The sequence below is a fragment of the Halorussus litoreus genome, from assembly GCF_003382685.1.
Taxonomy (GTDB): Archaea; Halobacteriota; Halobacteria; order Halobacteriales; family Haladaptataceae; genus Halorussus; species Halorussus litoreus.
The window spans coordinates 12,864-37,736 of sequence record NZ_KZ859514.1; the positions used below are offsets into that span (position 1 = coordinate 12,864).

The 24,873-nt window shown below is 65.0% G+C and carries 27 protein-coding genes and 1 pseudogene; 15 read left to right on the forward strand and 13 right to left on the reverse strand.

Going from position 1 to position 24,873, the window contains the following annotated elements; translation table 11 throughout:
- Positions 1-187: 187 nt before the first annotated feature.
- Complete coding sequence (locus tag DPQ64_RS18685; protein ID WP_157971623.1) at positions 188-397, reverse strand: hypothetical protein; 210 nt, start codon at positions 395-397, stop codon at positions 188-190.
- Here DPQ64_RS18685 and DPQ64_RS19505 point away from each other — a divergent pair.
- Positions 299-609 (forward strand): annotated as a pseudogene (locus tag DPQ64_RS19505) (HD domain-containing protein); the annotation flags it as partial. The gene DPQ64_RS18685 and the pseudogene DPQ64_RS19505 sit on opposite strands and share 99 nt — an antisense overlap.
- Positions 610-625: 16 nt before the next feature.
- Here the strand turns inward: DPQ64_RS19505 and DPQ64_RS06895 are convergent.
- Complete coding sequence (locus DPQ64_RS06895; RefSeq protein ID WP_115863619.1) at positions 626-1,648, reverse strand: mechanosensitive ion channel family protein; 1,023 nt, start codon at positions 1,646-1,648, stop codon at positions 626-628.
- Positions 1,649-1,781: 133 nt separating this feature from the next.
- Here DPQ64_RS06895 and DPQ64_RS06900 point away from each other — a divergent pair, with 133 nt between their 5' ends.
- From DPQ64_RS06900 to DPQ64_RS06940, 9 genes are all read left to right on the forward strand, one after another.
- Entirely contained in the window at positions 1,782-2,525 is a 744-nt protein-coding gene (locus DPQ64_RS06900) for a proteasome assembly chaperone family protein (protein WP_115863620.1), read from the forward strand.
- A 591-nt stretch (positions 2,526-3,116) separates the two neighbouring features.
- Positions 3,117-4,175: an HTH-type sugar sensing transcriptional regulator TrmB gene (trmB, locus tag DPQ64_RS06905; protein WP_115863621.1), complete on the forward strand. Its 1,059-nt coding sequence runs from the start codon at positions 3,117-3,119 to the stop codon at positions 4,173-4,175.
- A 263-nt stretch (positions 4,176-4,438) separates the two neighbouring features.
- Entirely contained in the window at positions 4,439-5,881 is a 1,443-nt protein-coding gene (locus tag DPQ64_RS06910) for a sulfatase-like hydrolase/transferase (protein WP_115863622.1), read from the forward strand.
- Positions 5,882-6,256: 375 nt separating this feature from the next.
- Positions 6,257-7,693, forward strand: coding sequence for an extracellular solute-binding protein (locus DPQ64_RS06915; RefSeq protein WP_115863623.1), 1,437 nt, complete (start codon positions 6,257-6,259; stop codon positions 7,691-7,693).
- 41 nt (positions 7,694-7,734) lie between these two features.
- Positions 7,735-8,706, forward strand: a complete 972-nt coding sequence (locus DPQ64_RS06920; RefSeq protein ID WP_115863624.1) for a carbohydrate ABC transporter permease — start codon at positions 7,735-7,737, stop codon at positions 8,704-8,706.
- Positions 8,703-9,650, forward strand: a complete 948-nt coding sequence (locus tag DPQ64_RS06925; RefSeq protein ID WP_115863625.1) for a carbohydrate ABC transporter permease — start codon at positions 8,703-8,705, stop codon at positions 9,648-9,650. The genes DPQ64_RS06920 and DPQ64_RS06925 overlap by 4 nt, the downstream gene beginning before the upstream one ends.
- Before the next feature lie 2 nt (positions 9,651-9,652).
- Positions 9,653-10,843 carry an ABC transporter ATP-binding protein gene (locus tag DPQ64_RS06930; RefSeq protein WP_115863626.1) on the forward strand — a complete coding sequence of 397 codons (1,191 nt, stop codon included), beginning with the start codon at positions 9,653-9,655 and terminating at the stop codon, positions 10,841-10,843.
- The gene (locus tag DPQ64_RS06935; protein WP_115863627.1) at positions 10,843-11,067 is read left to right on the forward strand and encodes a hypothetical protein; all 225 of its coding nucleotides are present in this window, start codon (positions 10,843-10,845) and stop codon (positions 11,065-11,067) included. The genes DPQ64_RS06930 and DPQ64_RS06935 overlap by 1 nt, the downstream gene beginning before the upstream one ends.
- 180 nt (positions 11,068-11,247) lie before the next feature.
- A complete protein-coding gene (locus DPQ64_RS06940) occupies positions 11,248-12,318 on the forward strand; it encodes a Gfo/Idh/MocA family protein (RefSeq protein WP_115863628.1) in 1,071 nt (356 codons plus the stop codon).
- Between the two features lie 37 nt (positions 12,319-12,355).
- On the opposite strand, the gene DPQ64_RS06945 is transcribed toward DPQ64_RS06940, so the two are convergent.
- The 4 genes from DPQ64_RS06945 to DPQ64_RS06960 all read right to left on the reverse strand — a co-directional run bounded on the left by DPQ64_RS06945 (position 12,356) and on the right by DPQ64_RS06960 (position 15,978).
- A complete protein-coding gene (locus tag DPQ64_RS06945; protein WP_115863629.1) occupies positions 12,356-12,565 on the reverse strand; it encodes a hypothetical protein in 210 nt (69 codons plus the stop codon).
- A 277-nt stretch (positions 12,566-12,842) separates the two neighbouring features.
- Positions 12,843-14,306, reverse strand: coding sequence for a hypothetical protein (locus DPQ64_RS06950; RefSeq protein ID WP_115863630.1), 1,464 nt, complete (start codon positions 14,304-14,306; stop codon positions 12,843-12,845).
- A 23-nt stretch (positions 14,307-14,329) separates the two neighbouring features.
- Positions 14,330-14,923, reverse strand: a complete 594-nt coding sequence (locus DPQ64_RS06955; protein ID WP_115863631.1) for a metal-dependent hydrolase — start codon at positions 14,921-14,923, stop codon at positions 14,330-14,332.
- A gap of 38 nt (positions 14,924-14,961) precedes the next feature.
- Positions 14,962-15,978, reverse strand: a complete 1,017-nt coding sequence (locus DPQ64_RS06960) for a DUF1616 domain-containing protein (protein WP_115863632.1) — start codon at positions 15,976-15,978, stop codon at positions 14,962-14,964.
- Positions 15,979-16,422: 444 nt separating this feature from the next.
- On the opposite strand from DPQ64_RS06960, the gene DPQ64_RS06965 reads away from it, so the two are divergent.
- The 5 genes from DPQ64_RS06965 (at position 16,423) to DPQ64_RS06980 (ending at position 22,432) form a co-directional block, all read left to right on the forward strand.
- Complete coding sequence (locus DPQ64_RS06965) at positions 16,423-18,711, forward strand: PKD domain-containing protein (protein WP_198662039.1); 2,289 nt, start codon at positions 16,423-16,425, stop codon at positions 18,709-18,711.
- Positions 18,712-18,863: 152 nt separating this feature from the next.
- Positions 18,864-19,013: a DUF7556 family protein gene (locus tag DPQ64_RS20010; protein ID WP_449272260.1), complete on the forward strand. Its 150-nt coding sequence runs from the start codon at positions 18,864-18,866 to the stop codon at positions 19,011-19,013.
- 294 nt (positions 19,014-19,307) lie between these two features.
- Entirely contained in the window at positions 19,308-19,508 is a 201-nt protein-coding gene (locus tag DPQ64_RS06970) for a XapX domain-containing protein (protein ID WP_115863634.1), read from the forward strand.
- 151 nt (positions 19,509-19,659) lie between these two features.
- Positions 19,660-21,669 carry an ATP-dependent protease LonB gene (gene lonB / locus DPQ64_RS06975; protein WP_115863635.1) on the forward strand — a complete coding sequence of 670 codons (2,010 nt, stop codon included), beginning with the start codon at positions 19,660-19,662 and terminating at the stop codon, positions 21,667-21,669.
- 109 nt (positions 21,670-21,778) lie between these two features.
- Entirely contained in the window at positions 21,779-22,432 is a 654-nt protein-coding gene (locus tag DPQ64_RS06980) for a DUF4097 family beta strand repeat-containing protein (protein ID WP_115863636.1), read from the forward strand.
- Positions 22,433-22,512: 80 nt separating this feature from the next.
- On the opposite strand, the gene DPQ64_RS19145 is transcribed toward DPQ64_RS06980, so the two are convergent.
- The 7 genes from DPQ64_RS19145 to DPQ64_RS06990 all read right to left on the reverse strand — a co-directional run bounded on the left by DPQ64_RS19145 (position 22,513) and on the right by DPQ64_RS06990 (position 24,790).
- Positions 22,513-22,686 carry a hypothetical protein gene (locus DPQ64_RS19145; protein ID WP_198662040.1) on the reverse strand — a complete coding sequence of 58 codons (174 nt, stop codon included), beginning with the start codon at positions 22,684-22,686 and terminating at the stop codon, positions 22,513-22,515.
- Between the two features lie 165 nt (positions 22,687-22,851).
- On the reverse strand, positions 22,852-23,028 hold the full coding sequence (locus tag DPQ64_RS19150) for a hypothetical protein (protein WP_198662041.1): 177 nt from the start codon (positions 23,026-23,028) through the stop codon (positions 22,852-22,854).
- Positions 23,029-23,194: 166 nt separating this feature from the next.
- Positions 23,195-23,371: a hypothetical protein gene (locus DPQ64_RS19155; RefSeq protein WP_198662042.1), complete on the reverse strand. Its 177-nt coding sequence runs from the start codon at positions 23,369-23,371 to the stop codon at positions 23,195-23,197.
- Between the two features lie 254 nt (positions 23,372-23,625).
- Positions 23,626-23,802, reverse strand: coding sequence for a hypothetical protein (locus DPQ64_RS19160; RefSeq protein ID WP_198662043.1), 177 nt, complete (start codon positions 23,800-23,802; stop codon positions 23,626-23,628).
- A gap of 119 nt (positions 23,803-23,921) precedes the next feature.
- The gene (locus DPQ64_RS18690) at positions 23,922-24,101 is read right to left on the reverse strand and encodes a hypothetical protein (protein WP_157971625.1); all 180 of its coding nucleotides are present in this window, start codon (positions 24,099-24,101) and stop codon (positions 23,922-23,924) included.
- Positions 24,102-24,163: 62 nt separating this feature from the next.
- Positions 24,164-24,340, reverse strand: a complete 177-nt coding sequence (locus DPQ64_RS19165; protein ID WP_198662044.1) for a hypothetical protein — start codon at positions 24,338-24,340, stop codon at positions 24,164-24,166.
- A gap of 261 nt (positions 24,341-24,601) precedes the next feature.
- Positions 24,602-24,790 carry a hypothetical protein gene (locus DPQ64_RS06990; protein ID WP_115863638.1) on the reverse strand — a complete coding sequence of 63 codons (189 nt, stop codon included), beginning with the start codon at positions 24,788-24,790 and terminating at the stop codon, positions 24,602-24,604.
- Between the last annotated feature and the right edge of the window lie 83 nt (positions 24,791-24,873).

The following is a 24,873-nucleotide window of genomic DNA, read 5'->3' on the forward strand; positions in this document are numbered from 1 at the left end:
CCCTCCATGCCCCCGGCCGGTCCCCCCGCCGCCCCCGCCCCGCCCGCCCCCCCCCCCCCCCGACCGGATAGGCGACCGAACACGTGCTCGCTTTCGTCCGCTCGTTGCCTCATCTCCTCGTGAGTGGGGATTCCACAACCGATTTACCATCAGCGGTTGACGTTTCGCACCTCACATCGCGAAGGCACTAGGTCCTCTCGCTCGCGAGCTGTCCCTGCCGTACTACGACGACGCCCTCCCCGCACACGACGGGTTCCACGCCCGCCGGGTCCGCGACCTGTCGATTCGATTGGCGGACGTGCACGATAGCGCCGTCGACGGGGACGTTCTTCGTCCAGCCGCGTGGCTCCACGACGTGGGTCGGCCGCTGGAACGAACGGGAGAGATCGAGTGCCACGACAAGTGGGCCGCGGAGGAAGCGAGACGCTTCTCGACGGTGAGCAGGTGGCTGCCGATCAGATCGACGCCGTCGAACACTGCATTCGGGCCCACAGCATCCGGCGGAGTTCTCCGGAGCCGGAGACTCCGGCGGCGAAACTGCTGTTCGACGCGGACAAGCTCGACGCGGCGGAGGAGCTGGTTCGGCGCACGTCACCCTTCAGCGAGCGTCATTCCCCGGCACGCGTCACTCTTCGCTGTCGAACTCCTCCGGCGGAGTCCGACCGGAGTCGGGGGGAGCCCGCTGGGAGCGATCGACTCCCGCGCGACCGTTCCGAGTGTGCTCGTTCCGGGCGTGCTCCTCCCGTACGCGCCTGCTCTCCATCGACACCCGGGCGGTGCCGCTGGTCTCGTCGAACACGTGGTGCTGGTGGGGGTAGGCGATCTCCACGTCGGCGTCAGCGAGCTGGCTCCAGATGCGGTCCTGGATCTTCGACCGGACGCGGGCCATGTAGTAGGGATCTTTCACCCAGTAGCGCAGGTCGAGCAGGACCCCGTGGTCGGCGAACGACTTGATGTAGGTGACCGGCGCGGAGGGGTAGCGCGCGCTCCCGACCCGGATGTCGGGACCGCCTTCCACGACTTCGGGTGTCTCGCGGGCTGCTCGCTCCATGATCGCGCGGCCCTTCTCGACGTCGCTCTCGTAGGTTATCAGCACCTCCAGCGAGATGCGCGAGCGGGTGTCCTCCGCCGAGTAGTTGATGACGTCCCGGTCGCGCATGTTCGAGTTCGGGATGACGAGGAAGGTGTTCTCCAGCGTGAATATCTTGGTGTATCGGAGCGTGATGTCCTCGACGTAGCCGCGCTTGTCCCGGTCGACGAGTTCAATCATGTCGCCGATCTCGTATGGCTGGTCGGCCAGCAGGAACAGGCCGTTGATGACGCTCCCGATGATGGGCGCGAGCACGAGGCCCAGCACCGCCGAGAACACGGTCACCGACAGGAGGATGTCGCCCGGCCTGAACCCGAGTCGGTTCGCGGCCAGCGAGGCGGCGAACAGCATCAGAACTGCCTGGATGCCGCCGAGCACCGTCTTCGTCAGGCTGGGCCGCTGGAAGCGTCGGGCGACCGGGCGGCCGACGAACCGGAGCAGTAGCTTCGAGACGTACCAGCCCGCGACGAGTATCAGCGTCGCCTCGACGTACTTCCGCCCCGGCAGGTTCAGATAGGTCCGAACGACCTCGTCGAGGACCGCCGCCACGTCGACCATGAGCCAATCTCCCGCGGAGCCGCAAAAACACTTTCCCACTGGCAGAGAGGGAGTAACCCCTCAGTCGAGAAGGGGCGGTGAACCCAATCGTCTACCCGCGAACTACTAAGGACGGTGCGACCGAAATCCGAGTATGAGCCGCGACGCCCGCCCAGCGCAAGCATCGTTCGACATCCGGGCCGAGAACCCGCAGGAGACCGTCGTGGCGGGGTTTTCGCAGTTCGGCCTCGCGGGGCTGACCGCGGTGGACTACCTCGTCGACCACCTCGAGTTCGAGCAGGTCGGCCACGTCACGGCCGACCAGCTCCCGGCCGTCACGCCGTTCGAGAACGGGCGGCCGCGCCACCACACCCGGCTGTTCTCCCACGCCGAAGCCGAACTAACCGTGCTCGTCGGCGAGCTATTCGTCCCGGTGTCGGCGGCCAAGCCGTTCAGCGACGCCCTGCTGGCGTGGGCCGAGAGCGAGGGCGTCGGTGAGTTCGCGGTCCTCAACGGCGTCACGCTCCCCCACGGTCCGGAGGAACACCGCGTGTTCCACGTCGCCACCGACGACTACCGCCAGCAACGCCTCGACGGCGTGGACGTGCCGCCGATGGGCCACGGCTTCCTCGACGGCACGAACGCCGAACTGATGGCCCGCGGGATGGAGTCGGACCTCCGGACCGCGGTGTTCGTCACGCCGGTCCACCAGCAGGTGCCCGACGTGGAGGCCGCGATCAGGCTTCTCGACGCGATAGAGCGCGTCTACGACCTCGACGTCGACACGGAGCCGCTGGAGCAGTTCGCCGCGGAAGTCCGGAGCCACTACGAGGACCTGACCGAGCGGCTGGCCGAGCGTGCCGAGGCGGAACTGCCCGAGGACCGGATGTACATGTGAGACAACCTTTTAGCCACGACCTTTTGCTGCGGTCGCAGGGCGCGCGACGAGACGCGCGCCCGGCTCCCTGGCAAAAGCTCGACCAAAAACACCGTCAGAGCGAAGCTCTGACGAGCCTTTGCTCGCTCCGCTCCCGAAGACACGGCGTCACTCCCTCAGGCTCGCGCCATCGGCGCGAGCCTTCGAGGATTCCTTGGTCCGCTCGCTCGCCGCTGGCGCTCGCGGTTTCACCCCTCGCGTGGCCGCGGCGCTTCGCGCCACGCTAGCGCTCCTCGCTCGCGGTGCAGCCGCTGGATGTGAGCGGTGGATGGTCAGCGATGCGCTGAGGTAATCCATAGCGCTTCGTGAACCGGACAAAGTTCGTATTCACCTGCCGGTGCGCCAAGAGTTTATAAGTGAGGGCGGGACAAACCCGCCGCGTGCCGATTCCGCGCGTGGTCGCCCGAATCACGAACTTGCTTGTCGCGGTCCTCCAGCGGTCGCTTTGGGTCGTTTGCGACGAGAGTACTGACATGATGAAACTCGTTTTCGGAACCTCGTGCTACTCGAAACCGGATAAATCATTTAACCTCCCGGGCGAATGTCCCGTACATGACCTCGGACGACCTGCGGATGACCATGGAACAGGTGGGCGAGCGATTCGACCTCGGAGAGTACGAGATCGAGGCGTACCTCACAGTGCTCGAACACGGCAACCTCACCGCCAGCGAGATCGCCGACCGGACCGACATTCCCCAGCCGCGGGTGTACGACACGGTGCGGAGCCTGAGCGACCGCGGGCTCGTCGAACTCCGGGAGTCCCGGCCGATGAAGGTCATCGCGGTCGACCCCGACGAGGCGTTCTCGGGCATCCAGTCGTCGCTGATGGACATGGTTTCGGAACTGGAGGCGCGCTACACCGCGCCCGCCCGGGACACCGAGGCCGTCTCGCTCGTCAAGTCCCGCTCGACCATCCTGCGGTACCTCGAAGACGTGATCGACGAGGCCGAGTACGAGATCGTGCTGTCGCTGACGCCCGACCTGCTGGCGCGGTTCCGCGAGGAGCTCTCGGCCGCCATCGACGACGGCGTCAGCGTCGAACTGCTGGTCACGCCCGCCGCGGACGCGCCCGATCCGGCGGAGTTCGACTACCTCGACGTGGCGACGACCGCCCGCGCGCGCCGGGGCATCACCACGCCGGTCATCGCGGTCGCCGACGGCGAGTACTCCATTTACGCCACGCAGGACGCGCTGCGGGACGACGAGGACCGCTACGGCGTCATCTTCAACCGCTCGGCGCTCGGGTTCCTCGTCTCGGGATTCTTCGGCACGGTGCTGTGGACTACCGCCGAGCGCACCCTCGCGGCCGACGGCGAGGACCGCCCGTTCCCCCGCCGGTACGCTTCCATCCGGCGCTGCGTGAAGGAGCTCCAGGAGCTCGAAGGCGACTTCTACGCCACCATCGAGGGCCGGGACATCGAGACCGGCGACTCGTGGGTCGTCGAGGGGTCGGTCGTCGGCTTCTCGTTCGAGGGCGGCGAGCGCGTCGCCGGGATGACCATCGAGACCGAGGAGGTCGGCGAGGTCACGGTCGGCGGGCAGGTGGCCGCGCTGGAGGACATCGAGGCCCACGAGATCCGCGTCGGTCGCGGGAGCCCGCCGAAACGCTAATCGGCGGGAGCGACCGCACCGACTACCGGCAGGTTCGACAGGACGGGGCTTCAGGTTTTCCGACGTGGAGGTTCAGCAGTGTTCGGGGTGCAGTCAGAACTACGGAGATGACCTCAAAGGCCCTCGGACGCTCGACTTCCGCGAGCAGCTGACCCCCGAGGAGTTTATCCTCCCCGACGACGTAGCCCGTCTATGCCTGGTCGAGGCACGGGAGAGACTGACACGGCCGGCTCGACTGCTGCGGCGCTTCGAGGGGGCGCGGCATGACCGACCGACCCGACGTCCTGCTGTTGTTGACCGATCAGGAACGCTACGACGTCAGCGCGCCGGACGGACCCGCCGTCGAGACGCCGACGATGGACCGACTCCAGCGGGAGGGCGTCCGATTCGCCGACGCGTACACGCCGATAGGCATCTGTTCGAGCGCCCGCGCCTCGCTTCTGACGGGACTGTACCCCCACAACCACGGGATGCTGAACAACTGTCACGAACCCGACGCGATCCGGTGGAACCTCCCGCGCGAACACGACACGTTCGGCGAACTGCTCGCCGACGCCGGCTACGACAACAGCTACGCCGGCAAGTGGCACGTCGGCCGCGACCAGCGCCCGGAGGACTTCGGGTTCACCACGCTGGCCCGCGAGGGGCCGCCCTCCGGCACCGACGAGTTCAGGGAACACCAGCGCGAGCACGGCGTCGACCCCGACGCGATAGCACTCGAAGACGCTATCTACGCCGACTACGGCGACGACGACCTCCTCGTGTCCGCGAAGACTCCCGTGCCGAAGGAGGCGACACTGACCTACTACCTCGCCGAGGTCACCGTCGAGCGACTGGAGGCGGCCGCGTCGAGCGACAGTCCGTTCTTCCACCGGACGGACTTCCCCGGTCCCCACCACCCCTACGTCGTACCTGAACCGTACGCCTCGATGTACGACCCGGCCGAGATAGAGCGGTGGGGCAACTACGCCGAGACCTTCGACGGCAAGCCCTACGTCCACGAGCAACACGTCGCCTATCGTGGCGTCGAAGACTTCGACTGGGAGACGTGGTCGCGTGCGGTGAGCAACTACTTCGGATTCGTCACCTTCGTCGACGAGCAGATGGGCCGCGTCCTCGACGCGATGGACCGACTCGGCCTCGCCGACGATACCGTCGTCGTTCACACCGCCGACCACGGTGACTTCACTGGGAGCCATCGCCAGTTCAACAAGGGGCCGATGATGTACGAGGAAGTGTATCACGTCCCCATGATGGTCCGCTGGCCCGACGCGGTCGAGGGCGGACGCACCGTCGAGGAGTTCGTTCGTCTACATGACCTGATGCCGACCTTCTGCGAACTCGCCGGGGTCGAACCGCCCGCCGACCTCGACGCGCGGACCCTCGTCCCGATACTGGAGGGTGATTCACCGGACGACTGGCCCGAGAGTCTCTTCGCGGAGTACCACGGCGACGAGTTCGGCCTCTACAGCCAGCGGATGGTCCGGAAAGGCGAGTATAAACTGGTGTACAATGCGTTTGACACCGACGAACTGTACGACCTCGGGGACGATCCGGGGGAACTTCAGAATCTCGTCGAGCACCCGGAGTACCGCGATACGTATCGGGAACTGCGGGCTGAGCTGGGCGATTGGATGGAACGAACCGACGACCCCATCAACCCGTGGACCCGGACGGTGCTCGACAAGTCACCCCCGTCGCGGTGACCGAACAGCGAGACCGCCGACGCGGGTGCTCCGCGCCGACATTCGGTCAGGAGGTGAGGACCGTCACTCAACCACTCGTCTCTCGGGGTTCTCGTGGTCCCAATCGTCGAGTCTTCACGGATCGTGTCTTGGGTATGGACATGGGTCATGAGCGAGGTGTGGATCGGTCGTGGTAGCGAACCGGTGACGAGCGGGTCGACGTTGTCATCCGTCGAAAGGGGCGCTCGTTTCGACCACTGTCCCTTCGGGGAGGTCACGCATCTGCCCCTCGTTAGGGAGTCGACGCCAGAACGAGTATAAGCACCAATTCGACCGGTATACGAGTCCTTACGCGCGTTAGTTATAAGTTGTATGCCATCCTTGAATGGTGTGGGGATGACTAACAATGACACGACTTCGGATGGGGAATCGGTTAGAGGCGTCTCCCGTCGCCGGTATCTGACGGGAGTCGGATCCGCGAGCACGCTCGCTCTCGCGGGGTACGTCGGCCGTCCGGCGACCGCCCAGCAAATATCGGTCCAGATGGCGATGCCGCCGCCGGTCACGAACAACGCCGACGCCACGCGGGAGGCGCTGCGGAACGCCGGATTGCCGGACAACATCCAGGTGGAGTTCCTGACCACCTCGGAGATAACGGGCGACGTCCGCTCGCAGTTCCGCCAGTGGCTCTCGGCGGGGCGAAACAAGCCCGACATCTTCCGGATGGACAGCGGGTGGACCATCCCGTTCATCGCACGGAATCAGCTCGTGAACCTGAGCGAGCGGCTCTCGGACGAGTCGCTGAGCCTCATCGAAGAGCAGTACTTCGATGCGTCGGTTAACACCGCAAGCGGGCGGGATGGGAACCTCTACGGGGTCCCCTGGCAGGTTGGATTCCCGACCGTGCAGTACCGCAAGGACGTCATCGAGAGTTCGGGGTTCGATCCGGAGAGCGAAAACTGGGCGACCGAACCGATGTCGTGGGAGAACTTCGGGGAAATCATCGCCCAGTCTCACGACCAGTCCGACATCGAGTTCGGCTACGCCTGGCAGGGCAACGACTACGGGGGACTGTCCTGCTGTACCTTCAACGAGTTCATGAGTTCTTGGGGCGGCGCGTACTTCGGCGGGCGCGAGAATCTGTTCGGCCCGGTTGGTGACCGACCGGTCACCGTCGACGAGGAACCGGTCCTCGATGCGCTCCGGATGGCCCGGACGTTCGTGCAGGGGACCGACGACGAGTTCGCCCTGGAGGGGTTCCAGAACATCTCGCCGGAGGCGGTGCTTCAGTGGACCGAGGGTCCGTCCAGTACGGCGTTCATGGACGGCAACGCGATGGCGCTTCGGTACTGGCCCTCCACGATTCCTCAGGGCGTCGAGACGTTTGGCGACGATTTCGGCGTGATGCCGCTTCCCTACGGCATCCCAGAGGGAGAGTCCGAGCACGAAGGGCTCGGGGGGAGTACGCCGGCACTGGGCGGGTGGCACCTCACGGTCAACCCCAACTCGAACAACGTCGATGCGGCCGTCCAAGTCATCGAGGCGACGATACAGCAGAGTTTCCGCGAATTCGAGTTCGGCGAGTTGGGATTCCTGACGGGCGACCGCCGGCTGTTCGACCCGGATGTCGCCCCCGACACCTGGGCCCCCTACATGGAGACGCTACGCATCGCGGGTGAGAACGCCGTGCCGCGACCGGTCACGGTCGTCTGGCCGGACCAGTCGCCGCTCATCTCCTCGGAGATCAACCGAGCGCTGTCCGGGCAGAAGGCCCCCGACCAAGCGTTATCCGACCTGCAGGGATCACTCGAGGAAGTCGAGGCGAGTGTCTGACCCCCCGACCACTACATTCAACTGCCTCACTCGACTGCTTCATGGTGCTATCACACGTATTCGGCCGTGCCCGGTCGCTCGCGACGGCTCCCGCGAACTGGACCGAACAGCTCAACGAGGAGCAGTTCGCGTACGTCCTGCTTGTTCCGACGTTCATTTTGATCGGCGCGATGGCGTTCTGGCCGCTGTGGGACACCTTTCAGATGTCGTTGCACGCGGACAACCTGTACGGGGGCGGGTTCGTCGGCGAGTTCATCGGCCTTGAGAACTACGTCAAACTTCTGACCGGCCAGCGCGATGCGGTTTTGGGTAACTCATTCTTCAGCGTAGAGGAGCCGTTCAGGAGCGCCATCACGGTGACGCTGATTTACACCGTCGTCTCCGTCTTCCTCGAGACGCTCATCGGGTTCGGCCAAGCGCTCGTGCTCGACCAGGACTTTCGCGGCCGCCGGTGGGTCCGGGTCGCCATCCTCATCCCGTGGGCGGTCCCTATCGCCATCCAGGGGTTGATCTTCTTCCTCATCTTCCAGCCCGGCATCGGCTTCGGTACCGAAGTGATGCAAAACCTGGGGATATTCTCCTCGACGCCCCTGATAAACAGCTTCGACTCGACGGTCATCATCATCTTCGCAGACGTCTGGAAGACCTCGGCGTTCATGGCACTGCTCATCCTCGCCGGGCTACAGAGCATCGACCGGAACCTCTACCGCGTTGCGGACGTGTCCGGAGCCACGCTCTGGCAACGGTTCAAACTCATCACCCTCCCGCTGGTGCTGCCTGCGCTTCTGGTCGCGATGCTGTTCCGGACCATCCAGGCGATGCGAGTGTTCGGCGTCATCGAGACCGTCTCCAGTTGCTCGGTCGTGCCGTCGCTTACGTGCATGGTCGTCGGAACGTTCCAGAGCGGTCGCTTCGCGACCGCCGCCGCCGTCGCGTTCATCACGGCCGCTATCGTCGGTGCCGTCGCCACGATCTACATCGTCAAGTTCGCAGACCTTGAGGGGGGACGATGAGCGCCGCCAGCCCCGTCGAGGACGAAGAGGACGGTGGCCTCCTCCAGCGGTGGACTCGCAAAGCCATCGCCGACCCCCGCAGCGTCTACCAGGCGCTGTTCTACGTCGTTACCCTCTTTTTCCTGATCACGACGCTGTTCCCGTTCTACTGGCTGCTGGTGCTGGCGCTCACGCCGCTGGATGCCATCGTGAACATGGGACTGCTGCCGAAGGGATTCAACGTGTACGCCTTCGTAGAGGTGTTCGAGCGACTCCCGTTCCATATCTACATGTTCAACAGCATCGTCATTGCGCTGACAACGACGGTCATCGTCCTGATATTCGGGAGTCTAGCTGGCTACGCGTTCGGCCGACTGCAATTCCGCGGGAAATCCGTGCTGCTCATCGCCCTGCTGGCTGTCTCGTACTTCCCGCCGGCGGCGTTTATCCTCCCACTGTTCCAACTGTTCACGGGAAACATCACGATACTTGCCGTTCCCGGAGCCGGAGCCATCCAGAGCCCCAACTGGTTCAACACGCCAGGGGCGATGGTGACTCCATTCAGCGCGCTGTTCCTCCCGTTGACGATTTTCATTCTCACCACGTTCTACAGCCAGATTCCGGACGGGTTGGAGGAGGCCGCCAGGGTCGAGGGCACCACCCGGATCGGCGCACTGTTCCGCGTCATCGTCCCCCTGTCGGCCCCGGGGGTCGCAACCGCCGGTGTGCTGACGTTCATCGGCGTGTACAACGAGTTCTTCATCTCCTTTTTGATGACCGACGGACAGGCACAGAACTGGGCACCTATCGTCTGGGGCATCCTCAACTATCAGGGCCAGTACCAGGCGTTCTACAACCTGATGGCCGCGGCGAGCATCCTCGGGGTACTCCCGGTAGTCATCCTCGTCGTCGTCGCGCAAGAGCGCATCGTCAGTGGACTGACTGCGGGCGCACTCAAGGAATAACCATGGGAGACGTAACACTCGATCACGTCACGAAACGCTACGCGGACGTAACGGCAGTCGACGACATGAACCTCGACATCGAAGACGGCGAGTTCGTCACGCTCGTCGGCCCCTCAGGGTGCGGAAAGTCGAGCACTCTGGAGACCATCGCGGGACTGACCAAGCCCACCGAAGGAACGATAACCATCGCGGACAGGGACGTGACGAACCTTCCCCCGAAAGACCGCGGAATAGCGATGGTGTTCCAGAACATCGCGCTGTTCCCGCACATGAACGTCTACGACAACATGAGTTTCGGGCTCAGGCTGCGGGACTTCTCGAAGGAGGTGATCGACCAGCGGGTCCACGACGCCGCCGAAATCCTCCAGATCGAGGGGCTGTTGGAGCGCGAGCCGTCCGAGCTGTCTGGCGGGCAGCGCCAGCGGGTGGCCATCGGGCGAGCCATCGTGCGCGAGCCCGAGGTGTTCCTGATGGACGAGCCGCTGGCGAACCTCGACGCCAAGCTCCGGGTCCACATGCGGACCGAGCTCCAGCGGCTCCACAAGGAACTGGACACCACCATCATCTACGTCACCCACGATCAGGCCGAGGCGATGACGATGTCCGACCGTATCGCGGTCATCGACGGCGGACAGCTTCAGCAGATCGCGCCGCCGCTGGTCTGCTACAACGAGCCCGCCAACCTGTTCGTCGCGGGCTTCATCGGCTCGCCCTCGATGAACTTCGTCGAGGGCGAGGTGACCGCCGCCGGGCTCACGACCGAGAACTTCGACGTGGCGTTCGACCCCGGACAGCTGCCGGGCGTCGCGCCGGGCGACCACCTGACGATGGGCGTCCGCCCGGAGGACGTCTACCTCTCCGAGCAGGGGAGGGAGCTGGCGAACCCGAGCCAGCCCATCCCCGCTCGGACGGACGTGTTGGAGCCGATGGGCGACGAGATCTTCGTCTACCTGCTCACTGGCGACGCCATGGACGCCGGGATGGGGACTGACCCCGACGAGGGCCAGAACCAGCTACTGATGAGCGTCGACCCGTACTCGGACATCGAGAGCGACCGAGATGTCGAGATCGTGCTCGACCGCGAGCGCGTCCACCTGTTCGACACGCAAACCGGCAAGGCCGTCAGCCACACGCTGGAGTTCGCGGCGGCCGACGCCGACCCGACCGAGACGGAAGCGGGGGGCGACGACTGATGGTCACCACGCTCGGGTGGTTCTACCTGCTAGGCGGGACCCTGCTCTTCTTCTTCTGGGCGTACGGTATCGTCTCGTTCGCGTTCGACTGCAAGAACAAGTTCCTCCCGGCCGCCCGACAGCTCTGGACCAACTGGCGGGGACGACGCGGACAGTCCAGTCGGTCGGACCGCGCCGACGGAGAGCCCCAACGCGATGAGGAGGAGGAGCGCCAACTGTACTGAGGGGGCGACGACCGATGACCAGCCTCGATTCGGGAACGACAGTCGGCCGACGCGGGCGTTCCCCGAAGCGACGGCGGGGACGTTCCGGCAGGAAGGGACGCCACCGACGTTCTCGCGGGCTGATACACGTGCGAAGGGAAAAACCTAACACCGACTCCGAGTTGCCTACCACTAGTGACTATGCCGGGTACGAATGAGGTGCGGGTCGGGTTCGTGGGGCTGGGGAACATCGGCCACTACCACGCCGACCGACTCGTCGACCTTCACGACGTGGAGATGGTCGGCGGAGTGGATATCAATCCGGAGGCGCGAGCGAGGTTCGCCGAGAAGTACGGCGTCGAGTCGTTCGAGAACTACGAGGACCTGTACGACGCCGACGTGGACGCCGTGATCGTCACGACGCCCAACAAGTTCCACGAGGAGTACGCGGTGTCGGCCCTCCGGAGCGGTCTCGACGTGCTCCTCGAGAAGCCGCTGGCCCACTCGCTGGAGAGCGCCGAGCGCATCGCGGAGGCCGCGCGGAACGCCAGCGGCTTCTGCATGGTCGGGTTCCACAACCGCTTTCGCAACCCCGTCGAGGTGCTGAAGGCGTATCAGGACGAGGACCGGTTCGGTCGGACCCGCCACGTCGAGGCCAACTTCATCCGGCGGCGGGGCATCCCCGGACGCGGGTCGTGGTTCACGAACGACGAGATCGCGGGCGGCGGCGCGCTCATCGACATCGGCGTCCACGCCATCGACCTCGCGCTGCACTTCCACGACTTCCCGAAGGTGACGGAGGTCTCGGGCGCGATCAGGTCGCAGTTCGGGACCCGCGACGACTACGCCTACCTCGAAATGTGGGGCGAGGACGCCGAGTCGGGTGAGTTCTCTGTCGACGACTCCGTGAGTGCGTTCGTCCGCTGCGAGGGCGGCAAGACCATCGCGCTGGAGGTCGCGTGGGCCGCCAACCGCGAGCCGAGCGAGAAGTACGTGGTCCGCGGCACCGAGGCGGGCGCGACCTTCGACCGCGCGGAGGATTCGCTGACCATCTACGAGACGGGCCAGTCGGGGACCGACCACTTCTCGAACTCCGAGATCGAGACTCGCACGGAGGACCCCCACAAGGCCGAACAGCGCGCGTTCGTCGAGGCGGTCAGGAACGACGTTCCGCCCCGCCGGAACACGGTCGAGCAGGCGCTGGAGGTCCAGCGGGTCATCGACGCGGTGTACCGATCCCACGAGCAGGACGCCGCGGTCCGACTCGAGTGATCCGGTTTTTCGGCTCGATTCCTGCGATTGCCCTTGTCTACTGCTCGACCACGGCGTAGAACGAGTCGGCGACGCGAGGGAACAGTCCGACCGGGAACGCGCCGACGACGAAGGCGACCGTCGTGGTGCGCTCGCCGTGGCCGTGCCACGACGTGCGGCGGCGGATCCGGGCCGTCTCGGTCTGTCTCGCCGGTCGAGACGGGTCCTCCGACCCGATTCGCTCGTTGGACACCGTAGCGTCGAACACGACGCCCGGTCGCAAAGCGTGGGTGAACGCTCGTTCCTGCACCGCGACACCAGACCCTACTGCGACAGCAGACCGCACCGAATCACGTGTCGACAACAGACCGCACCGAACTCGTACCGCGACAGCAGACCGCACCGTGACCGCTACTATTGCTTGAGCATAGGAGTACCGCTACCGCACAGCCGGCCGCTACCGCACAGCCGGCCGCTACCGCACAGCGAACAGCACCGCTGACCGCGACTGCTGGAACTGCACTCGGGTAGCTGCCGGATGGACTCTAACACGAGCCGCCCGTCCGAACGCCCTCGGTTTCGACTGTCGCGTCCTCGGTGGTGATTGCCTCGCCGCTCACCGCGATGGTCGAGTTCCGGACGGAACAGCCCTCGGCGGTGTTGACGCCGATGCCGTTACGCGAGCCCTCGGAGTGGGTGATGCAGAGCCCCTCGAACTGGCAGTCGTCCCGGCGGGTCGTCATCACGGCGGTTCCCGAGGCGGCCGACCCCTCCACGCGGACGTTCCGGCAGTCGACCCGCCAGTCGTCGGGCAGACTGTCCATGCTCGGGATGGTCTGGCCCTCCATGCTGTTGACGGGGTTGCGGACGTTGATGCCCGGTGCGTTCACGTCGGTCCTGACGCGGGTGTTCTCGATGGTGGCCCGCCCGAACTGCTTGCCGATCACGATGCCGCCCGAACTGTAGGTCCCCGTGAGGTCGGTGATGGCGATGTCGCAGTCCTCGATGCGGACCTGCGCGCCCTCCTCGGCCCAGATGCCGCGCATATTCGGCTTGTTCTCGCCCTGCTGGGGATTGTCCACGCGCACGGTCACGCCGCGGACGACCGCGCCGGTCTTCCCGCCGCCGACTCGGACCTGTTCGATGCCGTTGTTGGCGTAGTAGCCCCCGAGCACCCGGAGCGGGCCGGAGTGGTACGAGGCGTACAGTCCCTCCCACCAGTGCTCGACGTGGCAGTCTCGGAACGTCAGGTCGCCGACGCTCTGGGGGAACACGTAGATGGCGTGGCCGTCGGTGGAGCCGTCCGGGAGCCTGACGTTCTCGAACAACAGCTCCGTGTCGCGGGTCACCGCGTCGATCTCGAACGCGATGCGGGGCGCGCGCCGGTGGCCCTCGATCTCCACGTCGCGGACGACGTTGCGCCCCCCGGACGTGGAGAGCCGGATGGTCGGCGCGACGCCCTCGGCAGTGTTGTCGATGGTGACCCCCGCGAAGGTGAAGTCCCGGAGCTGGCCCCACTGGAACCAGTAGCTCCGGTGGCCGTCGGGCGGCACGAACGTCGCGTCGGTGCCGACCACGCCGAGGTTCCGGTAGTCGACGACCCGCCAGTCGGTCAGCCGGTAGCGACCCGGCGGGAAGTACAGCAGCGTGTCGTCGCCGACGTGCTCGTCGAGGATGGGGTTCACCGGCTCCTCGCCGCTGGTGTCCGCGCCCTCCTCGGCGACGTTCACCACCGTCTCGTAGTCGGCCCTGTCGACCGACTCGATAGTCTGGGTCTCCGTCGTCCCCGTAGCCGGGTCACCTGCGGTCGTCTCCGCGGTCGGACTCCCGGGGGTTCCCGTGGTACCGGGCGGCGGGGAGTCGGTCGGCGAACTCGTCCCGGGGTCCCGCTCGGCACAACCCGCGAGCGCCGCGGCGGCTGCGGTCGCTCCCGCCGCTCGGAGGTACGCGCGTCTCGTCGGCGGACTGTCGTCGCTCGTCACGTCCCAGTTTCGGGGCCGCTCGTACATTGTTATAGGCGGCCTGCGAGCGCCTAGGGAGTCTCTTCGACCGGTTTCGACCGGACGAGCCACGACCACGCCGCTCGCAGGGGCGGCATCCCGTCGAGGACCCACAGCGCGACCACCGACGCGAACAGCCCGAGTTCGACCGCGAGATACGTTCCGACCTCGCCGCTGGCCAGTTCCGCCACGTAGCGGCCGAACAGCTCCCGGACCTTCGCGACCAGATTCACGGTCGCCCCCGAGTCGCCGGCCGGAACGACCGGCCACAACACGACGGAGTAGGCGGCGTCACTGCCGACGAGAAGCGAGTAGAACACGTCGCCCGGAAGATGTGAGAGGTAGCCGAACGCGAACGCCGCGCCGATCTCGGTCCGGCGGAGCCCCCACGCAGCGGTGATCACCAGCGCCGACAGCGGCGCGGCCACGAACAGCGAATGCCCCAGCGAGTAGCCCGAGGGCAGGATCCCCAGCACCCACGCTAGCGGCTTGTCCACGAGGTCCGGGAACTGCGTCCCGAGCGCGAGCGCGACCACGGCCGCGTCCCCGGGCGCGCGCCGGGCGAGCAGGCGCACCACGAGCGAGTACCCGATGTAGCCGACCGCGAGATGTTCCCACGGCCACATGGTCAGCGGCCCCCCACAGTTATTGGTCCCTCACGAGGCTACCCCGTCACGTCGACCCAGACGTGGACCCACCGATAGGCGTTACGGCTGTTCGGATCCTCGGGCGGGTCGCCCTCGTAGACGAGATACGTCAGCCGCAGGTCCTCGCCCGTCATGGTCGGGGTCACCTCGTGAGTGGTCCGCCACCTCTCGCCCGCGTCCACGCTCGGCGTGAACGTCGCCAGTCGGCGGTCCTCGACGACTCGCGCGCCGCCGTCGGGCCCGTCCCGGACGCGCTGGAGTTCGACCACGACCGAGTAGTCGGTGGACTCGCCCTCGTGGTTGGTCAGCTCCACGACCAGCGGTTCGCTCGCGCCCTGCTCGATGGCGTCCGGGTAGTCCTCGGCGACGAGTTCCCCCGTTCCGTTCCGGGTGAGCAGCGAGACGTCGGTGTACGACTCGCTCGGGCTGGGCGCGGCGACCGCGAACCCGATGGCGGCGACGGACATCACGACCGCGATAGCGAGCCCCACGTTGATGGCCGAATCTAGTATCGACCCACGCGAGATGGCTCGTCGCGCGCGCCGGACCCACGCCCGCAGCGGCACGGCGAATCGACGGTCGGGCGGTCGGCGCGACCGACGGACCGCGCCGACGGCCGAGCAGCCGACAGCGAACCCACTCACGGCGAGTAGCGCGGGCCACGGGGCGATGGGCCAGGGAGAGAGCGAGATCGCGAGGCCCAGAATCGGGAGCAGTGCGAGACTCGCTCCGAAGCCGAGCGCGATCCGCTCGACTCCCGAGAGGCCGTGTCGCCGGACCGCCGCGAGCGTCCGGTCGTCGACCGCATCGTCCGGAGTCGCGCCCGGGAACAGCGCCGAGACCAGCGCGTAGCCCGGAACGAACAGCAACAGCGGGACCCCGAGCGCGACGGCCAGCGGAGTGCCGTACACTCCGGCTCGAAACAGGAGCGCGACCGCGACGACGACGTAGCCCACGACCGCGAGCAGGTCGACCGAGAGCGCCGGCCGGCCGAGGCGGTCGAGCAGCGGTTCGTCGGCCGCTTCCAGACTCATCGGCTCGACCCCTCGGCGACGTCGACGGGAGACGCGTCGGGAGCGAGCCGACGGTGCTCGACGGTGTCGGTTCGATGGCTCATTACCCGTCGCTATCGGGGGATTGGTACTTTGTTATCTCCCGTCTGTCGGAACGCAATCGGTGATTACCGGCGTCTGCGCCGCGGAGTCGGCACGTTCGAGGATCGGTCTTCAGGGACGAGCATCGTGCTCTTGAACTCCAATTAGCGACTCCACGAACGAAGGCACGTCCTATGGAACCGTCAGCGCGCACATAACAAAGGGTCGAACGGGAACACTTGTGGAGTAACGTTCGCTCCGGCCGTCACCGTCCGGGGAGAACGAAGCTAACCGCAGAATAATTCGGGACAACGATACGATACTATGCGCTCGAACAACAGCACATCGAACGGAACGGATCGACCCGTGACGCGGACGGCGGCGGTGGGCGTTCTGCTCGCGCTGCTCGTCGTGGCGGCCCCCGTCGTCAGCCCGGTCGCGCTCGCGGCCGAGACCGCAAGCGCGACCGACGACCGGGTTTCACCCGACGGGAGAGACGACGGCCTGCCAGACAGGTGGTCCGCGACGGTCGGGGGCGGCGACGACGACAAGCTCGCGACCGGGGTGCCGGTCGACGGCGGCTACCTCGTCGTCGGCTGGTCGAACAGCTCGACCGACGAGGCGGCCCACGACGGCTACGTCGCCAAGCTCGACCGCACGGGCGAGACGGAGTGGGAACGAACGTACGGCGATTCGGGCACCGACCGGCTGTACGACGTCGAGAAGGTCGACGACGGCTATCTGGTGGCCGGGATGGCGACCGACGACGCGGGCACGTGGGACGGCTGGCTGCTGAAGCTCGGCGAGGACGGCGAGACCGAGTGGGAGCGAACCTACGGCGAGGACGTTCCGGGCGCGTTCTGGTCGCTCGCTCGCGCCGACGACCGAATCTACGTCGGCGGCTGGCAGGAAGACGGCAGCACCGCCGACGGGTGGGCGATGGAACTCGACTCCGACGGCGACCCCGCGTGGAGCGAGACGTACGACACGCCGTACTCCGGCGCGGACGAGTACGTCAACTCCGCGTTCGCGACCGACGACGGCGACCTCCTCATGACCGGGTCGGTCGTGGGCAGTTCGAGCGACCCCTCGGACGCGTGGGTGTTGAAAGTCGGTGACGGCGGCGAGCGCGAGTGGGACGAGATCTACGGTGGCGGCCGCTACGACCGAATCCACGACGCCGTGGCCGCCGGCAACGGGGACTACGTGCTCGCGGGTCAGACCGCCAGCGACGGCGCGGGCGAGGAGGACGGCTGGATGCTGAAGATCGGCGAGGACGGCACCCAGCAGTGGGACCGGACCTTCGGCACGCCGCGGGGAGACGCCTTCTTCGGCATCCACGACGATCCCGACGGCGGCTACGTCGTCTCCGGGGCGAAGCACGTCCTCGGCGAGAACGGGGCCGACGGCTGGGTCGTGAAGACCGACGACGCGGGCCACCAGCAGTGGGCCGACACCTACGGCGAGGAGTACTGGGACAAGTTCTGGCCGGTCGTCGAGGGCCACGGCGGCGGCTACCTCGCCATCGGCGAGTCGACCAGCTTCGGCGACAGCCGCGACGGCTACCTGGTCCGGATCGGCGGTCCCGAGGTGGCGGCCATCCAGGACGCCGACGAGAACGAGTCCGTCAGGCGGCTCGCGTTCGACGACTCGCGGCTCCGCGCGGTCGCGCTGACCGAGTCGAACGTCTCGGGTGTCGTCTCGGTGGCCGAGCGAGTCGACCTCGCGGCGCTCTCGCCGCCCGGCGAGCCGGTGTACGCGGTGACCGTGAACGCGTCAGACGCGAGGATGAATGGTTCCGCCGCGACGACGAACGGCTCCCTCTCGGCCGCGAACGCCACGGCGGCGGTCGAGTTCGAGGTCCAAACGAACGAAGTCGACGCAAACCTCTCGGACCTGCGGGTCGCCCGCCATGTGAAAGACGGCTGGTCCGTGCTGGAGACGGCGGTCGTCTCACAGAACAACTCGACCGCGATCCTCTCGGCGGACACCGTGCTCGGCTCCACGTTTGTCGTGACCGACGTGCCGGCCCCGGAGGCCAGCATCGACGCGAGCGAGGTCGTCACCGTCGGGGAGTCGGTCGAACTCTCCGCGGCGGGCTCGACCGCCGAGAACGGAACGCTGACCGCCTACGAGTGGTCGGTCGGCGAGGAGTCGCGCTCCGGGCGCACCGCCAGCGTCTCGTTCGCCGAGCCGGGCGAGCGCACGGTCGAACTGACAGTCGTGGACGAGAACGGCCTGCGTGACGGGGCCGCGACGACCCTGCTGGTGAACGACCGGCCCGAGGTCGAGGTCGACGCGCCCGACGAGGTGACGGTCGGGAGCGCGGGGAGCTTCTCGGCCGACGTGTCCGACGATGTCGGGAACGTCACCGTGACGTGGGCGTTCGGCGACAGCGAGGTGACCGGCGAGTCGGTCGAGCACAGCTTTGGCTCGCCCGGGACGCAGACCGTGACCGTGCTCGTCGAGGACGAGTACGGCGCGTCCGCGACGGCCGAGGTCGAGGTCGACGTGCGAGCGCAGGGCGAGGGGACCGAGGGAACGACCGAGCAGACCACCGCCGACACCGTGACCGAGACGCCCGACTCCACGGGTGGCATTCCGGGCTTCGGCGTCGGCGCGGCGGTAGTCGCGCTGCTGGCGACCGTGCTCCTCGCTCGCGGCCGTCCGTAACGTTCCGTTATAAACCGTTTCACCCCGGTACGCCGGGCGTAACGGGAGGTTACGCACGGGACGGTGGCGTGTACTAAAGTCGGCCTCTGCGCTACAGACTGGTACGCGAATCACGGTGATCTCCCCTGAGTTGGACCATTCCCACCGACGACATCGACGAATCGTTCGAGAACGGCGAAGTCATGTTCGCCGTCGACGACGACGGCGACGACCGCACGACCATCATCGCGGACGTGTCGAACGACGAGGCGTACCTCGCGATGCCGTACGACGAGTCGAACACCCTCTCGCAGTGGCGGTAGCGACCCGAGACCGCCTTCTTCCTCGCAGTGTTTTCCTTCGCGCGAAGCCCACCGAGTGTGTTCCTCGATCTCGGTGGCCTTTCTGCGTGTGCTGTTCGCTCTCAGTCCAGCCTACGTCGAACTGGCCTTTGCTCCGTCTCGCGCTGGTTCCACTTCTTCTCCCGGCGCGCGATTGGGCGCGGCGCACCTGTGCGCCGCGCCCCAGCGTGCGAGGGAGGGGGTCGCGTCTGCGCGAGGGACCAAACGAAGCCAAGCAGAAACTCCTTTCATCGTCCGGCGGTAACCGGCTGGGAAATGAACGTCACGCTCACGCTGCTGGCACTCCTGACCGGGTTCGTCACGGGCGCGCTGTTTACCTTCCTCGGCATCCCGATGCCCGCACCGCCGGAACTCCCTGGAGTGGTCGGAATCGTGGGTATCTACACCGGCTACAAGACTGTCAAGTACTTCGGCGCGGGCGTCGACCTGCTGTCTCTGCTCGGGCTTGCCGGCTGAGGTCGTTCGAGCTCTCGAACTAACAGTCTCGCTCCAACCGCCAGTTTTCTCTGAGCCACACAGGCCGATACGCCCTGTCAATTAACGTAGCAGAAGATAGAACTAAAGAAAAAGTATATAAAATAAACGGGAGAGTAGTATCCCAAGGTTAATGACCGAACTGTCAGACTCCGACGCCTCCTCGGAAGCGGAGGCGCGCGACGAGGGAGACCCGGATCACGGGCGACTCGGAAGCGAAGTCGAGGCCGAGGTCGTCGACGACGTCGATCCGGACGACCCCCTGGGTGGACTCGACATCGAAAGCACCGCCGACATCGAGATTCCCGACCGGCTGGTCGATCAGGTCATCGGGCAGGACCACGCGCGGAAGATCGTGCTCAAGGCGGCCGAACAGCGCCGGCACGTGATGATGATCGGCGCGCCCGGCACCGGGAAGTCGATGCTGGCGAAGGCGATGAGTCGCCTGCTTCCCGAAGAGGATCTCGAGGACGTGATCGTCTACCACAATCCGGAGGACAGCAACGAACCCGAGATCCGAACGGTGCCGGCCGGCGAGGGCAGCGAGGTCGTCGAGGAGCACCGCAAGCGGGCGAGCAAGCGCCAGCAGGTCCGCAAGAACGTGATGTGGGTCGTCATCGCCGCGATCGCGGTGTACTCGCTCTTCTTCGCCGGCGAACCGCTGCTGGGGATCATCGCGGCGGGCGTCATCTATCTGGCGTTCCGCTACGGCACCTCGGACGTCGAGGCCGAGATTCCGAAACTGCTGGTCGACCACGCCGACCAGACCACTGCGCCGTTCGAGGACGCGACGGGTGCCCACGCCGGCGCGCTGCTCGGCGACGTGCGCCACGACCCGTTCCAGTCGGGCGACATGAGCACGCCGAGTCACAACCGCGTGGAGGCGGGTGCCATCCACAAGGCGAACAAGGGCGTCCTCTTCCTCGACGAGATCAACACGCTCGACATCCGGTCCCAGCAGAAGCTGATGACTGCGATCCAGGAGGGCGAGTTCTCCATCACCGGCCAGTCCGAGCGCAGTTCCGGCGCGATGGTCCAGACTCAGCCGGTGCCCTGCGACTTCGTCATGATCGCGGCGGGCAACGTCGACGCGATGGAGAACATCCATCCAGCGCTCCGAAGCCGGATCAAGGGGTACGGCTACGAGGTGTTCATGGACGACACCATCGAGGACACTCCGGAGATGCGCCGGAAGTACGCCCGCTTCGTCGCCCAGGAGGTCGAGAACGACGGCCGCCTCCCGCACTTCGACGAGGAGGGGGTCGAGGAGGTCCTGCTCGAAGCCCAGCGTCGCGCGGGCCGGCAGGACCACCTCTCGCTCAAGCTCCGCGATCTCGGCGGGCTCGTCCGCGTGGCTGGCGACATCGCTCGCGGGGAGGACGCCGAGTTCACCAGCCGCGACCACGTCCTGCTGGCGAAACAGCGCTCGCGCTCCATCGAACAGCAGATCGCCGACGACTTCATCGAGCGCCGAAAGGACTACGAACTCACCGTCAGCGACGGCGACGTGGTCGGCCGGGTCAACGGCCTCGCCGTGATGGGCGACGACAGCGGCGTGATGCTCCCCGTGATGGCCGAGGTGACCCCGGCGCAGGGCGGCAGCGAGATCGTCGCAACCGGCCAGTTGAAGGAGATGGCCGAGGAGTCCATCCAGAACGTCTCGGCCATCATCAAGAAGTACAGCGACGAGGACCTCACCGAGAAGGACCTGCACGTCCAGTTCGTGCAGGTGGGCAACCAGGGCGTCGACGGGGCCTCGGCGTCCATCACGGTCGCGACCGCCATCATCTCCGCGCTGGAGGAGGTCCCCATCGCGCAGGACCTCGCGATGACGGGCTCGCTGTCGGTCCGGGGCGACGTGCTCCCGGTCAGCGGTGTCACGCACAAGATCGAGGCCGCCGCGAAAGCCGGCATCGAACGGGTCGTCATCCCCGACGCCAACGAGGAGGACGTGATGATCGAAGAGGAGTACGAGGAGCAGGTCGAGATCGTCCCCGTCTCGCACATCAGCGACGTGATCGAGGTCGCGCTCGCAGGAGAACCGGACGACAGCGGTCTCGCCGACCGGCTGAAGCGCGTCGCGCAGGGCACGTTCGACGAGGACTCGGAGGCCGGCGGGAAACCCAGTCCGACGCCGCAGTAGCCAAAACCGCCACCTGAGTAACGCGACTTCGCCGTTCCGATTCTGGTTTTCTATCACACACTTCGAGAGTATCGGAAACCATTTGAACCGGTGGAGATATCTCTCCGTCATGCAACGACGAACGTTCGTCGCAGGGGTGGCAGGTGCGACGGCCGCCCTCTCGGGCTGCATCTCGACCCTGAACGACTTTCGAACGGCGTCCCGGAGCGGGAGTCGCACGTACGACGTCGACGCTGGAACGAGCCTCCACGTCCTGAATCGAACCGGCTCTGTGACCGCCGAGCGTCACGACGGCGAGACGGTGACCCTCGACTTCGAGATCGAGGGACCGTCGAGCGACGCGGTCGAGGCGGTGTCGGTGACCGACTCACACGAGGACGGCGAGCTACAACTCGAAGTCGAGCCCGGCGACTCGTCGGCCGACCGCGACACCAGCGTCTCGATGACTGTTCAGTACCCAGACAGCGTGTTCGTGAGTCGGCTGCGGACGCGAAGCGGGTCGATAGACGCAGACGTGTCCGGTATCGAAGACGGTGCCGAGATCGAGAGCACGAACGGGAGCGTCGACGCCGCGCTCGCCTCGGGCCTCGACGCGGCGGTGACCGCCACGACGACCAACGGGTCGGTGACCGTCCACGATCTCGAACTGGATTCGTCCTCGACCTCCGCCACGGAAGTGTCGGGGACGCTGGGTGACGGCTCGAAGTCACTCACCCTTCGGACCGAGAACGGCTCGATAGACCTGCGAGCGCTGTCGGACTGAATCGGTGCCGGCGGTCAGTCGAGAAGGTACGAGGAGTGCAAGTCAGTTTCGACCCCAGGTTCGGGCACTACTCGGGTAACTCAGTTGCAGGGGTCGTCGCCGCACCACTGCGAGCACATACAGGTACACGAGCAGTCTAAGCTCCAGATACCCGTGATTTTCTCGGTGTGCTCCTCGAAGCGCTCGTCGAAGACGCCCTTGATCTCGGTTTCCGCGTTGTACGCCATGCCGAAGGATGTCTGATTCGTGGACATCACCGAGAAGTGTATCCTGCAACCATTTATTTTTATTTATTAGTTTATATAGAAAAATAAACACTGCTAATCACGCCGGTAGTTCGGGTGTGGGATCTGCGAACCGACGCAACTGTCTCTGGTCGTGGACAGCCTCGGGTCGAAAAAATCGGGAACGGGTCGGTTCTAACAGCCGCAGGAGCAACCGTTACAGTCGCCCGAGCAGAGACAGGAGTCCGTACAGCTCAGGCTCCAGATGCCGGCGGCCTTCTCGGTGTACTCCTCGAAGCGCTCGTCGAAGACGCCCTTGATCTCGGTTTCTGCGTTGTACGCCATGCCGAAGGATGTCTGATTCGTGGACATCAACGAAAAAATACTGCCATGCAGACTTATACTTTTCTATACTTAGCTAATAATTATATACTAAATAGTATAAATAAAGTGCTCCTTCAGACGTTGTGTCTGTCGGTGACGCATCTATCACCGGTGGTCGATATTCTCACGCCAAAAAATCGGGAACGGGTCGGTTCTAACAGCCGCAGGAGCAACCGTTACAGTCGCCCGAGCAGAGACAGGAGTCCGTACAGCTCAGGCTCCAGACGCCGGCGGCCTTCTCGGTGTACTCCTCGAAGCGCTCGTCGAAGACGCCCTTGATCTCGGTTTCCGCGTTGTACGCCATGCCGAAGGATGTCTGATTCGTGGACATCGAGAAAAACATAGTCCTATTCATACTTGTAGTTTTCTATACTTGGATTATATTTATATTTCTATCTCTTAAATAATTACACTGTCAGAGACGGAAATACGCGTGTGGTCTGCTCTTTTCACCAGTCGGCAGTCGAACGAAGTCCTCGAAAGCCTTTGGCGTGGTCATGCGAGTCGCGGGGGCCGGAGTGGTCCGCGGTCGTTCGGAGAACTGACTTCAGTTCCAGCCCCGTCCTCGGACGCTACCGAGACCGTTCAGTAGCAGTTAGAGGTGTCGCAGTCACCGGTCGAGCAAAGGCAGGAGCCCGTACAGCTAAAGCTCCAGATGTCGGCCATTTTGCCGGTGTACTTCTCGAAACGCTCGTCGAAGACGCCCTTTATATCATTTTCCGCCTCGTGCGTCATGCCGAAGGATGTCTGATCGGTGGACATCGAGAAGAAATAACTGCGTTAGGATTTGTATTTTTCTACACGAAATTTATATTATATTTTATATATATTAAACTATTATGTGTTATAAACGAGAAAGACACGTAGGTACGCCGTTCTTTTCAGTAGTTGGCATACGGGTCGCAGTCGACAGTCGTCGAGCAGAGACAGGTGTCCGTACAGCCAAGGGTCCAGGTGCCAGCGATTTTCTCGGTGTACTCCTCGAAGCGCTCGTCGAAGACGCCCTTGATCTCGGTTTCCGCGTTGTACGCCATGCCGAAGGATGTCTGATCGTGTGTCATCGTGAGAAGTGCCTTACCGCTACCTACTGGCTTTCGATAAACTAGCGTCGGGGTTGTTCAGTTCAGCAACAGCAGGAACAACCGTTGCAGCCGAACGAGCAGATACACGAGCAGGAGAAGCCGAAGTCGAACGTGTCCGGCACTGCGTCGCTCTCGAAGAGACGGTCGAGTTGCGTCTTGAGTTCACTGTCGGTGGTGCTGTGCGTCATGCCGAAGGTGGAAGTCTGAGTTGCTGACATCCGAGAATGCTTTTCTCCGATAGTCACTTATAATTTACCTTTATATTTAATTATACAACATGAATTGTACTCGTATCCGAATCGGGACGACGAGCGGTCTATCGGTCCACGGTTCGACGCGGCTGCGTGGCGGTGTCGCGCTTCCCCAGTGACGCCGAAAAAACGGTACTGGTCGGCTGCGAATCGCTCGGAACTGCCGAACTGTGGGTCGCTTGGAACTGTGAATCACTCGAAACCGGCGTTGGTCCCGAGTTCAGTTCCTCAGCAACCGCAGGAACAGCCGTCGCAGGCGATGTTCGTGCAGAGGCACGAACCGGTACACCAACCGCTCCACTCGACGGTGTGGACGTCGCCGAGGTCCACGTCGAACTTCTCGTCGAACAACTGCTTGAGGCTACTGTCACTGGTACTGTGCTGCATGCCGAACGTCGATGTCTGAGTAACGGACATCAGAACGGACGTACAGGCGCTTCCCTTATATTTCTACTGCTAGGATAGAAAAATTTTGTCTCGTGGGTGCTGTCGTTCGGGGG

What these genes read in the sequence shown, in the direction of transcription:
- DPQ64_RS06910 (WP_115863622.1), top strand. Translation starts at nt 4,439, where the DNA reads ATGACCGACCGACCCGACGTCCTGCTGTTGTTGACCGATCAGGAACGC.
- DPQ64_RS19165 (WP_198662044.1), bottom strand. Translation starts at nt 24,340, where the DNA reads ATGTCAGCAACTCAGACTTCCACCTTCGGCATGACGCACAGCACCACC.
- DPQ64_RS19150 (WP_198662041.1), bottom strand. Translation starts at nt 23,028, where the DNA reads ATGTCCACGAATCAGACATCCTTCGGCATGGCGTACAACGCAGAAACC.
- DPQ64_RS06940 (WP_115863628.1), top strand. Translation starts at nt 11,248, where the DNA reads ATGCCGGGTACGAATGAGGTGCGGGTCGGGTTCGTGGGGCTGGGGAAC.
- DPQ64_RS06955 (WP_115863631.1), bottom strand. Translation starts at nt 14,923, where the DNA reads ATGTGGCCGTGGGAACATCTCGCGGTCGGCTACATCGGGTACTCGCTC.
- trmB (WP_115863621.1), top strand. Translation starts at nt 3,117, where the DNA reads ATGACCTCGGACGACCTGCGGATGACCATGGAACAGGTGGGCGAGCGA.
- DPQ64_RS18690 (WP_157971625.1), bottom strand. Translation starts at nt 24,101, where the DNA reads ATGACACACGATCAGACATCCTTCGGCATGGCGTACAACGCGGAAACC.
- DPQ64_RS06920 (WP_115863624.1), top strand. Translation starts at nt 7,735, where the DNA reads ATGGTGCTATCACACGTATTCGGCCGTGCCCGGTCGCTCGCGACGGCT.
- DPQ64_RS06935 (WP_115863627.1), top strand. Translation starts at nt 10,843, where the DNA reads ATGGTCACCACGCTCGGGTGGTTCTACCTGCTAGGCGGGACCCTGCTC.
- DPQ64_RS19160 (WP_198662043.1), bottom strand. Translation starts at nt 23,802, where the DNA reads ATGTCCACCGATCAGACATCCTTCGGCATGACGCACGAGGCGGAAAAT.
- DPQ64_RS19155 (WP_198662042.1), bottom strand. Translation starts at nt 23,371, where the DNA reads ATGTCCACGAATCAGACATCCTTCGGCATGGCGTACAACGCGGAAACC.
- DPQ64_RS06950 (WP_115863630.1), bottom strand. Translation starts at nt 14,306, where the DNA reads ATGTACGAGCGGCCCCGAAACTGGGACGTGACGAGCGACGACAGTCCG.
- DPQ64_RS06895 (WP_115863619.1), bottom strand. Translation starts at nt 1,648, where the DNA reads ATGGTCGACGTGGCGGCGGTCCTCGACGAGGTCGTTCGGACCTATCTG.
- DPQ64_RS06960 (WP_115863632.1), bottom strand. Translation starts at nt 15,978, where the DNA reads ATGAGTCTGGAAGCGGCCGACGAACCGCTGCTCGACCGCCTCGGCCGG.
- DPQ64_RS06925 (WP_115863625.1), top strand. Translation starts at nt 8,703, where the DNA reads ATGAGCGCCGCCAGCCCCGTCGAGGACGAAGAGGACGGTGGCCTCCTC.
- DPQ64_RS06980 (WP_115863636.1), top strand. Translation starts at nt 21,779, where the DNA reads ATGCAACGACGAACGTTCGTCGCAGGGGTGGCAGGTGCGACGGCCGCC.
- DPQ64_RS06990 (WP_115863638.1), bottom strand. Translation starts at nt 24,790, where the DNA reads ATGTCCGTTACTCAGACATCGACGTTCGGCATGCAGCACAGTACCAGT.
- DPQ64_RS06930 (WP_115863626.1), top strand. Translation starts at nt 9,653, where the DNA reads ATGGGAGACGTAACACTCGATCACGTCACGAAACGCTACGCGGACGTA.
- DPQ64_RS06900 (WP_115863620.1), top strand. Translation starts at nt 1,782, where the DNA reads ATGAGCCGCGACGCCCGCCCAGCGCAAGCATCGTTCGACATCCGGGCC.
- lonB (WP_115863635.1), top strand. Translation starts at nt 19,660, where the DNA reads ATGACCGAACTGTCAGACTCCGACGCCTCCTCGGAAGCGGAGGCGCGC.
- DPQ64_RS19145 (WP_198662040.1), bottom strand. Translation starts at nt 22,686, where the DNA reads ATGTCCACGAATCAGACATCCTTCGGCATGGCGTACAACGCGGAAACC.
- DPQ64_RS06915 (WP_115863623.1), top strand. Translation starts at nt 6,257, where the DNA reads ATGACTAACAATGACACGACTTCGGATGGGGAATCGGTTAGAGGCGTC.
- DPQ64_RS06970 (WP_115863634.1), top strand. Translation starts at nt 19,308, where the DNA reads ATGAACGTCACGCTCACGCTGCTGGCACTCCTGACCGGGTTCGTCACG.